At 65.5% G+C, this 13,695-nt stretch carries 16 protein-coding genes; 14 read left to right on the top strand and 2 right to left on the bottom strand.

Annotated elements, in window-relative coordinates; genetic code table 11:
• Positions 1-9: 9 nt before the first annotated feature.
• Together AC2IR1_RS04350 and AC2IR1_RS04355 are read left to right on the top strand one after the other, a co-directional pair.
• Positions 10-780 (top strand): maleate cis-trans isomerase family protein, encoded by a 771-nt coding sequence (locus AC2IR1_RS04350; protein WP_486475056.1) that lies wholly within the window; start codon positions 10-12, stop codon positions 778-780.
• The gene (locus AC2IR1_RS04355) at positions 780-1,997 is read left to right on the top strand and encodes an FAD-dependent oxidoreductase (RefSeq protein ID WP_486475057.1); all 1,218 of its coding nucleotides are present in this window, start codon (positions 780-782) and stop codon (positions 1,995-1,997) included. The genes AC2IR1_RS04350 and AC2IR1_RS04355 overlap by 1 nt, the downstream gene beginning before the upstream one ends.
• Before the next feature lie 13 nt (positions 1,998-2,010).
• Here the strand turns inward: AC2IR1_RS04355 and AC2IR1_RS04360 are convergent, their stop codons facing one another.
• Positions 2,011-2,682: a GntR family transcriptional regulator gene (locus AC2IR1_RS04360; RefSeq protein WP_486475058.1), complete on the bottom strand. Its 672-nt coding sequence runs from the start codon at positions 2,680-2,682 to the stop codon at positions 2,011-2,013.
• A 17-nt stretch (positions 2,683-2,699) separates the two neighbouring features.
• Between AC2IR1_RS04360 and AC2IR1_RS04365 the strand changes: the two genes are divergently transcribed.
• Positions 2,700-3,482, top strand: a complete 783-nt coding sequence (locus tag AC2IR1_RS04365; protein WP_486475059.1) for an SDR family NAD(P)-dependent oxidoreductase — start codon at positions 2,700-2,702, stop codon at positions 3,480-3,482.
• Between the two features lie 21 nt (positions 3,483-3,503).
• Here the strand turns inward: AC2IR1_RS04365 and AC2IR1_RS04370 are convergent, their stop codons facing one another.
• The gene (locus AC2IR1_RS04370) at positions 3,504-3,821 is read right to left on the bottom strand and encodes an NIPSNAP family protein (protein WP_486475060.1); all 318 of its coding nucleotides are present in this window, start codon (positions 3,819-3,821) and stop codon (positions 3,504-3,506) included.
• Between the two features lie 179 nt (positions 3,822-4,000).
• On the opposite strand from AC2IR1_RS04370, the gene AC2IR1_RS04375 reads away from it, so the two are divergent.
• The 11 genes from AC2IR1_RS04375 (at position 4,001) to AC2IR1_RS04425 (ending at position 13,685) form a co-directional block, all read left to right on the top strand.
• Positions 4,001-4,909 carry a polysaccharide deacetylase family protein gene (locus AC2IR1_RS04375; protein ID WP_486475061.1) on the top strand — a complete coding sequence of 303 codons (909 nt, stop codon included), beginning with the start codon at positions 4,001-4,003 and terminating at the stop codon, positions 4,907-4,909.
• Complete coding sequence (locus AC2IR1_RS04380; RefSeq protein WP_486475062.1) at positions 4,909-5,805, top strand: branched-chain amino acid ABC transporter permease; 897 nt, start codon at positions 4,909-4,911, stop codon at positions 5,803-5,805. Before AC2IR1_RS04375 ends, AC2IR1_RS04380 begins: the two co-directional genes overlap by 1 nt.
• Positions 5,805-6,659, top strand: a complete 855-nt coding sequence (locus AC2IR1_RS04385) for a branched-chain amino acid ABC transporter permease (RefSeq protein ID WP_486475063.1) — start codon at positions 5,805-5,807, stop codon at positions 6,657-6,659. The genes AC2IR1_RS04380 and AC2IR1_RS04385 overlap by 1 nt, the downstream gene beginning before the upstream one ends.
• The gene (locus AC2IR1_RS04390; protein ID WP_486475064.1) at positions 6,656-7,432 is read left to right on the top strand and encodes an ABC transporter ATP-binding protein; all 777 of its coding nucleotides are present in this window, start codon (positions 6,656-6,658) and stop codon (positions 7,430-7,432) included. Before AC2IR1_RS04385 ends, AC2IR1_RS04390 begins: the two co-directional genes overlap by 4 nt.
• Entirely contained in the window at positions 7,422-8,129 is a 708-nt protein-coding gene (locus AC2IR1_RS04395) for an ABC transporter ATP-binding protein (protein WP_486475065.1), read from the top strand. The genes AC2IR1_RS04390 and AC2IR1_RS04395 overlap by 11 nt, the downstream gene beginning before the upstream one ends.
• Positions 8,130-8,182: 53 nt before the next feature.
• Complete coding sequence (locus AC2IR1_RS04400; RefSeq protein ID WP_486475066.1) at positions 8,183-9,358, top strand: ABC transporter substrate-binding protein; 1,176 nt, start codon at positions 8,183-8,185, stop codon at positions 9,356-9,358.
• Positions 9,359-9,433: 75 nt separating this feature from the next.
• Positions 9,434-10,213, top strand: a complete 780-nt coding sequence (locus AC2IR1_RS04405) for an SDR family NAD(P)-dependent oxidoreductase (RefSeq protein WP_486475067.1) — start codon at positions 9,434-9,436, stop codon at positions 10,211-10,213.
• Positions 10,210-10,950 (top strand): SDR family NAD(P)-dependent oxidoreductase, encoded by a 741-nt coding sequence (locus AC2IR1_RS04410; protein WP_486475068.1) that lies wholly within the window; start codon positions 10,210-10,212, stop codon positions 10,948-10,950. The genes AC2IR1_RS04405 and AC2IR1_RS04410 overlap by 4 nt, the downstream gene beginning before the upstream one ends.
• Before the next feature lie 10 nt (positions 10,951-10,960).
• Entirely contained in the window at positions 10,961-11,815 is an 855-nt protein-coding gene (locus tag AC2IR1_RS04415; protein WP_486475069.1) for an isocitrate lyase/PEP mutase family protein, read from the top strand.
• Positions 11,812-12,444, top strand: coding sequence for an isochorismatase family protein (locus AC2IR1_RS04420; protein ID WP_486475070.1), 633 nt, complete (start codon positions 11,812-11,814; stop codon positions 12,442-12,444). Before AC2IR1_RS04415 ends, AC2IR1_RS04420 begins: the two co-directional genes overlap by 4 nt.
• A 416-nt stretch (positions 12,445-12,860) precedes the next feature.
• The gene (locus AC2IR1_RS04425; RefSeq protein ID WP_486475071.1) at positions 12,861-13,685 is read left to right on the top strand and encodes a substrate-binding periplasmic protein; all 825 of its coding nucleotides are present in this window, start codon (positions 12,861-12,863) and stop codon (positions 13,683-13,685) included.
• Positions 13,686-13,695 lie beyond the last annotated feature (10 nt).

Here is a 13,695-nt window from a genome sequence, read left to right on the forward strand (position 1 = left end):
GAGAATGCCGTGATTGAAGTGGTGGAGGCCCAGGAGCCGTGGATCGGGCCGCGCGGCCGTATTGGGGTTGTCATCCCCTCGACGAACATCTCTGTCGAATATGACATCCAGCGTCTGAACATCCCGGGGGTCACCTGGCACTTCGGGCGCTTCATGGTCGATCAGCCGGACCTGTCCAGCGACGACATGTTCCTCAGCTTCCTGGAGGCGATCCGGCTGGAGATCCCGAAGGCGGTCGAGGGGCTGAAGAGCTGCGAGATGACCCACCTGATGATGGGGATGTCGGCCGAAACCTTCTGGGGTGGCGTCAAGGGCAACGAGGAGTTCATTGCCCGGATCCATGACCAGATCGGCGACATGGGCCTGACCACCGGCGCGGGGGCCATGGTCGATGCGCTGAATGCCTTTGGGGCGAAGAAGGTCGCGGTGATGACCCCCTATCAGCCGGTGGGCGACGGGCAGGTCCTGGACTTCTTCAACGGCTCCGGCTTCGAGATCGCGCGGATCAAGGGGCTGCGCTGCGGCACCGCGACCTCCATCGCGCATACGCCCCGTTCCAAGTTCCTGGAGATCGCGGCGAAGGAGCTGGACGGCGATGACGTGGATGCCATCGTCCAGGTCGGTACCAACCTGACCACCGCCGACTTCTTCCCCACGCTGGAGCAGATGACCGGCAAGCCCTGCATCCCGATCAACGTCGCCACCGCCTGGAGTGCGCTGCGCGCCGTGGGCGTGACCGACAAGCTCTATGGCCGCGGCCGCCTGTTCGAGGAATTCTGATGGCCGGTGACAAGACTTTCTCCCCCCGCGTGATCATCGTGGGGGCAGGTCCCGTGGGCTCTGTCGGGGCATTGCTGCTGGCGCAGGCGGGGATCCCGGTGCTGCTGGTGGAGCAGAACGACGAGCTGCCGGAGGACCTGCGCGCCTCCACCTTCCACCCGCCGTCGCTCGACATGCTGGGGGACATGGGCCTGGGTATTCCGGAATACCTGATCGAGAACGGGCTGATCGCGGATCGCTACCAGTACCGCGACCGCAGTGCGGATATCTACGCGGAATTCGACCTGCGGGTTCTGGATGGCGTGGTGAAGCATCCCTACCGGGTCCAGTGCGAGCAATTCAAGCTGACCCGCCGGGTGGCGGAGCTGATGAAAGACTTCCCCGCGGGGAAGGTTGCTATGGGTACCCAGCTTCTGAGCTACAGCCAGGATGCCGATGGCGTGACCGCCGTCCTGTCCAGTGGCGGTACGACGCAGGAGGTGCGTTGCGAGTACATCATCGGGTGCGACGGCGCCGGTTCGAAGGTGCGCGAGGGCATGGGGGTCTCCTTCGAGGGCTTTACCTATCCTGAACAATTCCTTGTGGTGGCGACCGATGCCCCGCTGGAACAGTCGCTGCCGAACCTGGCGCATGTGAACTACGTTTCGGGCGCCGAGGACTGGTGCGTGATCCTGCGGGTCCTGGGCAACTGGCGCGTGCTGTTCCCCACCGATCCGGATGCCGATCCGGCATCGCTGAAGGATCCGGAGGTGATCGAGGCGCGGTTGCAGAAGCTGGCCCCGCGCGAGGGTCGCTACCCCATCCTGCACAAGTCGCTTTACCGGGTGCAGCAGCGTGTCGCCTCTTCCTGGCGGCAGGGGCGTGCCCTGCTGGCGGGGGATGCGGCGCATCTGAACAACCCGCTGGGTGGTATGGGCATGAACGGCGGCCTGCACGACATCTTCAACCTGATGGGCAAGCTGATCCCGCTGCTGAAGGGCGAAGGCGACGAGGCGGCGCTGGATCTTTACGACCGGCAGCGTCGGATCGTAACGCATGAGTTCACCCAGGCGCAGACGATCGCCAACAAGAAGCGGATCGAGGAGCGCGACGACGCGGCCCGGATCGGCCGCATCGAGGAGCTGCAGGGCTTTGCCGCCGATCCCGGCAAGGCATTGGCCTATCTGCGCAAGGCCAACATGCTGGATGCGCTCGATCGCGCGGCCTCGATTGACTGAGGCCGCCCGGGTGTCAGCGTGCCGCCGCCGGGCGCGAGGTCTGGATATGGGATTCCATGCAGGCCGCGGCCCAGTGGCGGTTGCCGCTTTCCAGGGCGAGGATGATTTCACGGTGCTGCTGATGCGACAGCGTCAGCTGCACCGTATCCCCCCAGACGTAGTGTTTCAGCAGCACGATGGGCACCGTGATGGCGGAGCTGACAGCCGTTTCCAGCTGGTGAGAGCCCGCGATCTCGACGATGGCCATGTGGAATTCCGCGTTGAGTTCCAGGAACTTCGCCAGCGAGTAGTTGGAAACTTCGGGGCCCAGTTCCTCGATCCGGCCGTTGATTTCCTTCAATCGGGCGAGGCCGCAGGCGTCGATCCGCTGCGAGGCGAGGCCGGCGGCGTAGCTTTCGAGCCTGACGCGGACCTCGTAGACGGAGGCGACCTCTTCCATGTCGAATTCGGCCACGCGCGAACGGCGGTTTGCGCCGGTCACGACGAGGCCTTCGGCGGAGAGGCGGCGCAGGGCATCGCGCACCGGCGTGCGGGAGGTATCCGCCATCTCTGCCAGGGTGGCTTCGACCATCTTGTCGCCGGGCTTGAAGGTGCCGTCGAGGATCCGGTTCCGGATCATCTCGTAGACCCGGTCGATCGGGCGCTCGGCTATCTGGGGCATGTCGTTGCTTTCGAAATCGGACACAGCCGGAGGATCCTCCATTGACGCAATTTGCCAAGGATACCGTTACGGCCGCAGAAGGCCAGCGCCTTCGGTTTGAGGGAAAGATCGCGCTGGTGACCGGCGCGGGATCGGGCATCGGGCTGGCCTGTGCGCGCCGTTTGCTGCGTGAAGGGGCGAAGGTGATCGCGGCGGACCTGGTTCCGCCGGAGAGCGCGGGCGCCCTGGTGGGGGTGGAGGCCGACGTGGCCGATCCGGCGGCCTGGGCGCGCCTGGTGGCCGTGGTGGAGGCTGCCGGCGGCCTGGACGTGCTGGTGAACAACGCGGGGCTGATGGCCTCTGGCGAGGAGGTGCATGTCGCCACCGCGAAGCCGGATGCGATCCGCGCCGCGATGGCGGTGAATTTCGAGGGCGCCTGGGAGGGTGTGCGGCAGTGCCTGCCGATGCTGGCGGCGCGCGGCGGGGCCGTGGTGAACGTCGCGTCGCGGGCCGCGCAGGCCGGGGCGCCTGCTGCCGCCGCCTATGCCGCCAGCAAGGCGGCGCTGATCAGCCTGACCCGTTCGCTGGCCCTGCATGGTGCGGGGCTGGACCTGCCGGTGCGGTGCAATGCGGTGTTGCCCGGATCCGTCCGGACGCCGATGTGGCGCCCGATCTCCGGCGCGGCCGCCGGGCAGGGGGGTGGTGATCGGTTTGCCCATATCCCCCTGGGCCGGCTGGCGGAGGCGGAGGAGATCGCCTCTGCCGTGCTGTATCTGGCCTGCGACGAGGCAAGCTACATCACCGGCACCACCCTGACCGTGGATGGTGGGCAGTCGTGCAAGTGACAACGTGCGGCCCGGCATAGGTCAGTCCTTCGGGTTGAAGAAGCCTGCGGGTTTCAGCAGCCAGCTTTCCTGTTCCTGGATCAGCGGCTGCGCGGCCTTCAGGTAGTCCTTCCAGCCGGCTTCGCGGGCCAGGGCGGCCTTTGCCTCGTTCCGGGCCTCGACCGAGTCGTAGCCCCAGATGTTCACGGTGCGGTTCAGCGGGCCCGAGTCGGTCTGCCAGAAGCCGACGAGGCGCTGCTGGTGCTTGAGTTGCAGTTCAAGCGCCATCTCCTCGTAGGTTCGCAGGTATTCCTGCGCCTTGCCGGGGGCGAAGCGGTAGGTGCGCATCTCGTAAATCATCGGGCAGGACTCTCGTCTTTGGGAAAGATGCTCATTTGGTACACAATAGTGGAATTGTGATCCACTTCGATCTCCTAAAGAAAGAGAAAAACATTGATCTGGATCAATGTTGGCGCGAAAGCTGCCGAAAAAAGTATACCGTTTGACCGGTGAATCGACGGCTGTAAAGGAAACGCCCCATGCACTACGATTTTGTTCCCATGCCCCACCGCAAGCCGCTGAAGTGGCCGAACGGCAAGAAGGTCGCGGTGATGCTGACGACCAACATGGAATACTGGGATCAGGTGCGGGACGATCCGGCGCCCTTCTATCCGGGTGGTCCCGGGATCGTTGGCGGGACGCTGGCGGGCAATGTCTACGACAATCCGAACTGGACCTGGCGCGAGTATGGCCAGCGGGTCGGTGTCTGGCGGATGATCGACATCTTCGACAAGGCGGGCGTGCCGTCGTCCTGCACGATGAACGCCAAGATGGGGATCGAGCGGAAAGCCGTGGTGGATGCCGCGGTCGAGCGCGGCTGGGAGATCGTGCCGCACAACTACGTCCAGACCGACCTGCTGACCGACTTCTTCTTCGACAAGGAGAAGGAGCGCGAGGTGATCCGCGAGACCCTGAAGGTCTACAAGGATACCACCGGGCGGGATGCCAAGGGCTGGCTGTCGTCCTCGTTGCGCCAGACGCTGAACACCATCGACATCCTGGCCGAAGAGGGGCTGATCTTCACCACCGACCTGCTGAACGACGACCAGCCCTACCTGGTGCAGACCGAAAGCGGCAAGCCGATGGTGTCGATCCCCTATACCTCCGAAGTCAACGACTTCACCGTCTTCATGCGCCAGGGCATGGACGTGGACGGGGCCGCCAAGGTCTTCAAGGAGCAGCTGAACTGGCTGCGCCGCGAAGCGGAGGAACAGGGGTCGGGCCGCCACATGAACATCGGCCTGCACCCGCATGTCATCGGCCAGCCCTTCCGCATCCGCGCGCTGGAAGAGTTCATCGATTACGCCAGACAGTTCGACGACATCTGGTTCGCCACCCGGGAAGAGATCGCCACCTGGTATCTGGAAAACCACGAGAGCCACATCTGATGCAGATCCTGCAACAGCTCATCTCGGGCCTGATGCTGGGGAGCCTCTACGCGCTGGTCGCGGTCTCCTTCACGCTGGTCATCGGGGTGCTGAACTTCCTCAACTTCTCCATCCCCGGCATCTTCATGCTGGGGGGCATGGTCAGCTGGGGCCTGATGCATTTCGGCGGGCTGGACTGGTACGTCGCCATGGGGCTGGCGCTGCTCGTCTGCGTTGCCGCCTCCCTTCTGGTCGAGCGGTTCACCTACCGCTTCATGAAGGCGCGGTTCGGTGACAGCACGGAACATGCGATTCCGCTGGTCAGTTCGCTTGGCTTCCTGACGCTGTACCAGGGGCTCGTGCTGGTCGAATGGGGGCCGGAAATGCAGTATTTTCCCTCTCCCTGGACCGATCCGAACCTGCGCCTGGGCGATCTGGTGGTGGGCATTCCGCAACTGGCGAGCCTGATCCTGGCGCTGGTGCTGGTGACGGGGCTGAGCCTGCTGCTGAACCGTTCCGGGCTGGGCCGGGCGATCCGCGCCATCGCCGAAAGCCCCGACACGGCGCAGATGCTGGGCATTCGCGTGAACCACATCGTGCCGGCCGTCTTCGTCATCTCCGGCCTGCTGGCCGGTTTTGCCGGGGTTCTCTTTTCCCTCAACTACCTTCAGGTCAGCCCCCGCATGGGCGATGAAATCGCCAACCTCGCCATTTCCGCCATGGTCCTGGGCGGCCTGGGCAACGTCTGGGGCGCGGTGATCGGCGGGATCTTCCTGGGCCTTGTGCAGGTCCTGGCGATCCAGCTTTTCGGGGCCGACTTCCTGCGCGCCATCCTGTGGGGGCTGCTGCTGCTCATCATCGTGGTGCGCCCGCAGGGCCTGTTCGGCGGCGCCAAGATCAGCAAGGGCAAGTTCTGATGTCCGGATATCTGAGCGGCGTTCTGGCCGCATACCTTCTTAACCTCATCATCGCCTACGCGGTCTTCCTGCCCGGCGCCGGGGGTATCATCAACCTGGGTGTCGCGGGCTTTGTCGCGATCGGGGCCTATGCCTCTGCCTGGATTTCCAATGAATACGAATGGCCGCTGGCGCTGTGCATCCTGTCCTCCATGGGGATTTCGGCGCTGATCGGCATGGCGATCTCCTTCCCGATCCTTCGGACCCGGGGCGTCTACATGGTGCTGGCCACCATTGCCTTCGGCGAAGTCGTCGTGGGCCTGCTGATCAACATCGACGCGGTCGGCGGGGCGGCGGGCTATCCGGTGTACGAATTCATCGACCTGCCCGTGATCGCGCTGTGCACGCTGGCTGTGGTGGTCTTCGTCGTCTGGCTGATGTCCACCCGTTTCGGGCTGGTCCTGAGGGCCGTTCACGATGACGAGCCGGCCTCGGCGCTGTTCGGCGTGCCGGTGCGGGGGATCCGCGTCGCGGCCTTTACCTTGGGCGCTGCGCTGGCGGGCCTGGGCGGGGCGCTTTACGGCCACCACTATTCCTATGTCGATGTCAGCTACTTCATGACATCGCTGAGCATCTACACGCTGCTTTACGTCCTGCTGGGCGGGGTCCAGACGCCCTGGGGCCCGATCGTGGGGGCCGCCGTCTACTCGGTGCTGCCGGAAATCTTCCGCGGGGCGGCCGACTGGCGCTACGTGATCTTCGCTGTCGTGATCATTGGCATCATGGCAGTGCGCCCCGAAGGCATCCTGACCCGTGCCCTGTTCCTGCGCCTGAAGCCCGGCGTCCGGAAGATGGAGAAGGAGGCCGCGCAATGACCCCGCTGCTGCAACTGAAGAACGTCGAGAAGCATTTCTCGGGGCTGCAGGTGATCCGCGATGTCAGCTTCGACGTGATGGAGGGTGAGCGGCTGGCGCTGATCGGTCCGAACGGCGCGGGCAAGACGACGATGTTCAACCTGATCACCGGGGTCTACCCCCTGTCGGGCGGGTCGATCCACCTGGGCGGAGAGGACATCACGCAGGTTCCGGACCGGCTACGGGCCCGCAAGGGGATCATCCGCACCTTCCAGAACATCCGCCTGATGCCGCATCTGACGACGGTGGAAAACGTCATGCTGGGCCAGACCAGCCACATGAAGAGCTGGCTCGGTTACCTGTCGCCGGTCGGGCTGCGGGCCTCTGCCTCTCGCCGTGCGGCGGAGGAGGCGCTGGAGATTTCCGGCCTGCTGCAGTACCGCGACATGCTGACCTATGACCTGCCCTACGGTGTGCAAAAGCAGATCGAGCTGGCCCGTGCCATGGCCGCCAGGCCCCGGCTGATGCTGCTGGATGAGCCGGCTGCGGGCCTGAACCCGGCGGAAACAGATGCGCTGGCCAGCCAGCTTCTGGAGATTTCGGCGCAGGGGGTGACCCTGCTGACCGTCGAACACGACATGCATTTCGTGCGCCGGCTGAGCCAGCGCGTGGTGGTCTTCAACTTCGGCGAGCTGATCGCCGAGGGGACGGCGGCCGAGGTGCAGAAGGACCCGCTGGTGCTGGAGGCCTACCTTGGTTCCGACCGCAGGCTGGAGGATGCAGATGCTTCTTGAGGTTGAAAACCTGCAGGTCCGCTATGGCCGCACCGAGGCGCTGAAGGGAATTTCCTTCCAGCAGCAAGCGGGGGAGATCCTGGCGGTGCTGGGGGCCAATGGTGCGGGCAAGTCGTCGCTTCTGAAGGCGCTGTCGGGCGTCGTCGGCCCCGCTGCCGGATCGGTGCGCTACGAGGGGGAGGACATCACGAAGCTGCGGGTCGATCAGCGGATTGACCGGGGGATCGTCCTGGTCCCTGAGGGCCGCCGCATCCTGGTGTCCCTCTCGGTCGAGGAGAACCTTCAGCTGGGCGCGCATCAGCGCCCCGACCGCAACCACATCCATGACGAGATCGCCGCGATCTACGACCGTTTCCCGAACCTGAAGGAACGGAGGCACATGGATGCCTCCTGCCTGTCGGGCGGGGAGCAGCAGATGCTGGCGATCGGCCGCGCGATGCTGGCCAAGCCCAGGCTGATGATGCTGGACGAGCCGTCGCTGGGGCTGTCGCCGCTGCTGGTGCAGCAGGTGTTCGGGCTGATCGCGGAGCTGAACCGGGGCGGGCTGTCGATGCTGGTCATCGAGCAGAACACCTCGATGGCGCTGTCGGTGGCCCATCACGCGGTGCTGCTGGAGCTTGGCACCGTCGTGCTGTCGGGCACGGCCGAAGACATGACCAAGGATGACGTGCTGCGGGAAGCCTACCTCGGCGCGTGAACATAACCGGGCAAACCCGGACTTAACTGAACCCCAACAGGAAAGACCTCTCCATGATCCATACCCGTTCCCTGATTTCCGCGGCCCTCGGGCTGGCGCTGATGGCGGTGCCGGCCGTCGCGCAGGAGCTGACGATCGGCCTGTCGATGAACAAGACCGGCCCGCTGGCTGCCAATGGTACGACCAACGACGTTGCCGTTCAGCTGGCCGTCGACGAGATCAACGCCGCGGGCGGCGTCAACGGCATGCCCCTGGCCATTTCCGTCTTCGATACGGCGGGCGACCCGAAGCAATCCGTGACCGCGGTGCGCCAGTTCGCAAAGGATGACGATGCCCTGGCGATCATCGGCCCGTTTTCGTCCGGCGAATGCCGCGTGGCCTTCCCGGTGGGCGAGCGGGAGAAGATCGTGCAGATCTCCAACGCCTCTTCGGCGCCGGGCCTGACCGAGGGGTTCGACTATGCCTTCCGCAACACCTCTGACGAGCTGACCCAGTTCCGCCGCCTGATGACGGCGATGAAGGATCACGACATCCTGCCGTCCAACGTGGCGATCATCTATGCCACCGACGAGTTCGTCTCCAAGACCCTGGGTGAACAGGCCTTCCCGGCGGCCTTCGAAGAGGCCGGCGTGCCGGTTGTCGCCACCGTCGGTTTCCAGCTGCAGGCCTTTGACCTGGCGCCGCAGGTGACGGAGCTGAAGCAGGCCGATCCCGAAGCGGTCGCCATCGGCGGCACGGTCGAGGCGGTGATCAAGGTCGTGCGCGAGATGCGCCGTCAGGGCATGACGTCGCGGGTGCTGACCTCCGGGGTGGCGGCCGACCCGCACCTGGCGGAGAAGCTGGGCGCCGATGGCGAGGGGACGCTTTACCCGACCTACTACTATCACAAGCTCAACGATCAGGTTCTGGCGTTCCAGCAGAAATTCGGCGCGGCAACCACCGCCGAGGGCTATTCCAAGACCATCCCGCAACACGCGGACGCCTCCGCCTATGAGATCGTCTACATCCTGGCCGAAGCGATGAAGCGTGCCGGCGTCACGGGCGATCCCGCCAAGGTCGAGGAAGAGCGCGTCGCGATCCGCGAACAGCTGGCCGCGATGAAGGACTGGGACTACGCCGGCATCCTGGGCGAAGAGTACTTCGGCCCGAACGGCGACGCCGTGCTGCCGACACACGTGGTGGAGATCAAGGACAGCGATTTCGAGCTGCTCGAGTCGGTCACGCAGTGATCCGCCCCTAAAGGGGGAAGAAGCTGAAAGCCCCGGCCGGTTCCCCCGGCCGGGGCAGACCATGAGGACAGCACCATGACGATGACACTTGGCCCGGGTCCGGGCGCGCGGACCCTGGTGATCGGCGGTTGCGGCGGGATAGGTCGGGCCTATGTCGACGGGCTTCTTGCGGGCGGGGCGCAGGTCGTGGTGATCGACCGAGCCGCCGCGCAGGAAGCGGCCCCGCTGCCGGAGGGCGTCACCGCGCTGGAGGCCGATGTCACGGATGAAGCGGCGTTTCGCGACGCGATCAGCCGGGCCGTGCAGATCATGGGCGGGCTGGACGTGCTGGCCCATCTTGCAGGCATCAATCCGTCCCAGACCCGTGTCGCGCAGATCGACCTGGCCGAATATGAGCGCGTCATGCAGGTCAACCTGCGGTCCGCCCTTGTCACCAGCCAGCAGGCCCTGCCGCTGATGGCGGGCGAGGGCGCGATGGTCTTCGTCTCCTCTGGGCTTGCGACGCATCCGGAGCCGACCTTCGGCAGCTACGCGATGTCCAAGGCCGCGTTGCTGGCGATGGTGAAGACCCTGGCGAAGGAAGCAGCGCCGGGGATCCGGGTCAACGTCGTGGCCCCGGGACTGGTGGAAACCGCCTTTCTGAACGGGGGCACCGGCGCGGGCGGGACCGCAGGCGGGCACGGCTACATCGACGATCTGGGCGAGGTCGGGGAACGCATCCTGGCCTCCATCCCCATGAAGCGCCTGGCCGGGCCGGAAGACGTGGCAGGCCCGATGCTGTTCCTGACCGGGCCCGCGTCCGGCTACATGACGGGTCAGACCCTCTACATCGGTGGCGGGAGGATCATGCCATGACCCTGCAGGGGCGGCGGGCGCTGATCACCGGCGGGGCAGGGGGGCTGGGCCGCGCCATGGCCGCCCGCCTGGTCGCAGCCGGGGCCGATGTGATGCTGGCGGATCGGGACGAGACCGCCCTGGTGCAGGCCTGCGAAGAGATCGGCGCCTGTCCGGTTCTTGCCGACAGCCTGGACCCGAAGGCGATCGCGGATGGGGTTGCGGCGGCCATGTCCGTGCGGGGGCCTGTCGACATCCTGATCAACAATGCGGGCCTGTCGGGCCGGGGCCTGCCCCTGTCGGAGATTTCGGCCGAGGAGGCGGCGCGGATGTTTGCCGTGCATGTGCAGGGGGCCATCCACTATGCCCAGGCAGTGCTGCCGGGGCTGGATCACCAGGGCAAGGGGCGAATCATCAACATCTCTTCCCACTTCGCGATGACCGGACATGAGGTGATGAGCCACTACGTCGCCGCCAAGTCCGCCCTGCTGGGGCTGACGAAGGCCTGGGCGCTGGAACTTGCGCCGCGCGGGATCCGGGTGAATGCCGTCGCGCCCGCCCTGCTGGACACGCCGATGACCCGTGCGAGCATCGGCCCGGCCGAGATCGCGCGACGGGCGGCCACGGTGCCGCTGGGGCGGCTGGGCCGGCCCGAGGATATTGCCGAAGCGGTGGCCTGGCTGGCTTCCGACGCGGCGGAGATGATGACCGGCCAGACGATCAGCCCCAACGGGGGCTGGGCCATTGTCGGGATCTGAGGAGAAAGACATGACGACCCTGAAAGACCGCCTTGCCGCGGGAGAGATGATCACCGCCCCCGGTGTGTTCGAGCTGATCTCGGCCCTGCTGGCCGACCGGATGGATTTTCCCGCGCTCTACGTGACGGGCTATGGCACGGTGGCCTCCTACCTTGGGATCCCGGACGCGGGTATCGCGACCTATACGGACATGCTGGGCCGGATCTCGATGATCTGCGAACGCACGACGACACCGGTGATCGCGGATGCCGATACGGGCTATGGCGGGTTGCTGAACGTCCATCACACGGTGAAGGGCTACGAGGCGGCGGGGGTGGCCGCGATCCAGATCGAGGATCAGGAGTTCCCCAAGAAGTGCGGGCACACGCCGTTTCGCCGGGTGATCCCGGCAGAGGACATGGTGCGCAAGATCCAGGTCGCCGTGGATGCGCGCGAAGACATGCTGATCATCGCCCGCACCGATGCCCGGACCGGGCTGGGCCTGGACGAGGCGCTGCGGCGCGCGCATCTCTATGCGGAGGCCGGGGCGGACATCATCTTTGTCGAGAGCCCGGAGAGCGAAGAGGAGATGGCCCGCATCGGTGCCGAGATCGACAAGCCCCTGCTGGCCAACATGGTGCAGGGCGGGCGGACGCCCATGATCTCTTCCGCGCAGTTGCAGGGGCTTGGCTACCAGATCGCCATTCACCCCGCGATCGGGTTCCTGGCCATGGGGGAGGCGCTGCAGGGGGCCTATGACGATCTGAAGGAAAACGGGATGGCCACGGGACGGGTGCCGCTGCATTCCTTCGCGGGGTTCAACGAATTGCTGGGCTTCCCCGAGGTCCATGCCTTTGAGAAGAAGTTCCGGGAGATCGAGGCATGAGCGAGAGCCAGGAAAGCAACTACTCCGGCGTCTATGAAAACTCGGTGGGTTTCGGGGAGGCCCCGGCGCTGATCATGATCGACTATGCGCAGGCCTATTTCGATCCGAACTGCGCCCTCTTCGCGGATGTGGACGATGCACTTGCGTCGGGGTTGCGCCTGCGGGAGGCGGCACATGCGGCGGGGATCCCGGTCATCCTGACCGAGGTGATCTACCAGTGCGGCGGGGTCGATGGTGGGCGCTTCTTCGAGAAGGCGAAGCCGCTGGAGGCCTATCTGCCGGGCCGTTCGACGCAGAAATTCGCGGATGGCCTCGTTCCGCGAGACGGCGAGATCATCGTGTCGAAGCAGTATCCTTCGGCCTTTTTCGGCACGTCGCTTGCCTCCACCCTGACGTCCCTGCGGCGTGACAGCGTGATCCTGTGCGGGTTGACGACCTCGGGCTGCGTCCGGGCGTCCTGCGTCGATGCCATGTCGCACGGGTTCCGGACCCTCGTGGTGCGCGAAGCCTGTGGTGATCGTCACGATGGCCCGCACGAGGCGAACCTGTTCGACATGAACGCCAAATATGCCGACGTCATCAGCGAGGCCGCGGCGATGGAATACCTGGCGGGACTCGCCGCGGGCTAAGCACACCGGCCTGCGGGAGCCTGTTCGCTTAGATGCCCGCCCACTCAGATGCCTGTCCACGATGTGGGCAGGCATTTTCATTGGCGATATCGCGAGACGGCCGGACGCCCCGGCCGTGCCCTGGGCCGTTGGCGGGTCGTGCCTTCTTCAGCGCTGCCGGACGTGCGACTCGCCTGGCCAAGGTTCCGGCCCGATCCTGCAGCCTTCGCCATCAAGGTGCGCGGAGAATGCGCATTTTTGCAGCGTTTCCGATCATCGCTTCATCACATTTTCCCGGCGGGTCGCCCGCATGGGGATTTAAATGTTGATGAGGTCAACAATCAGCGTAAGCGTCGGCTCAGACCCGGAGAGAGCCGCCGCATGCGCAGCGGAACGTCAGACAATCCGGGCTTGCTATCCCCTGGAGGTTTGAAGACATGATCACCAAGAAATCCGGACGGGCCCTTTCCCTCGTCCTTGCCGGGCTGACCTTCGTGGCCGCCGGTGCCGCCGCGGCCGACGCACCCAAGCAGTCCCCCGTCTGGGGTGTCGTGGAAGGCTTCCCGCCGCTGTCCTCGACCGACGAGAACGGCGACGTGGTGGGCTCCGAAGCCGACATCGCAGCCCTGCTGGGGGAACTGATGGGCGTGACCCCGGATGTTCAGGCCGCTGCCTTCCAGAACAACATGATCGGTCTGCAATCGGGCCGCGTGGACATCGTGACCATGGGCTCGATCAACCCCGAGCGCCTGGAAACCCTGAACATGGTGCCCTACTTCCGCTCCGGCTACGGCCTGGTGGTGAAGGCCTCTGCCGAGGACCTGCCCGAGGATCCCGACAAGGCACTGTGCGGCCTGAAGATCGGCATCACCGCAGGGGATCCGGGGATCGCGGCCTTCGAAGGTCATTCGCAGGCCGGCTGCGGCGACGACCAGGTCGAGATCGTGGGCTACAACGACGGCCCGGCGATCGCGGCCGCCGTGCGTTCGGGCCGGATCGACGCCTGGGCCTGCCCGTCCATGACCTGCGCCGAGCAGGCCAAGATCAACCCCGATACCTTCAAGATGTCCGGCCCGCTGATCGGCGAGAAGACCATCGGCATTTCCTCCAAGGCCGGCAGTGGCTGGGCGCCGCTGATCGCCGCGGCCCTGCGCGAAGCGATCGAAAGCGGCCGCTACGAGGAAGTGCTGGCCAAGTACAACATGCAGGACTTCGCCGTCCCGCTTGAAGACGTGAAGATCCTCGGACCGGACGCCGAGTAAGTCGAGGAAA

It is taken from the genome of Pseudooceanicola sp. NS-SX8, from assembly GCF_057380755.1.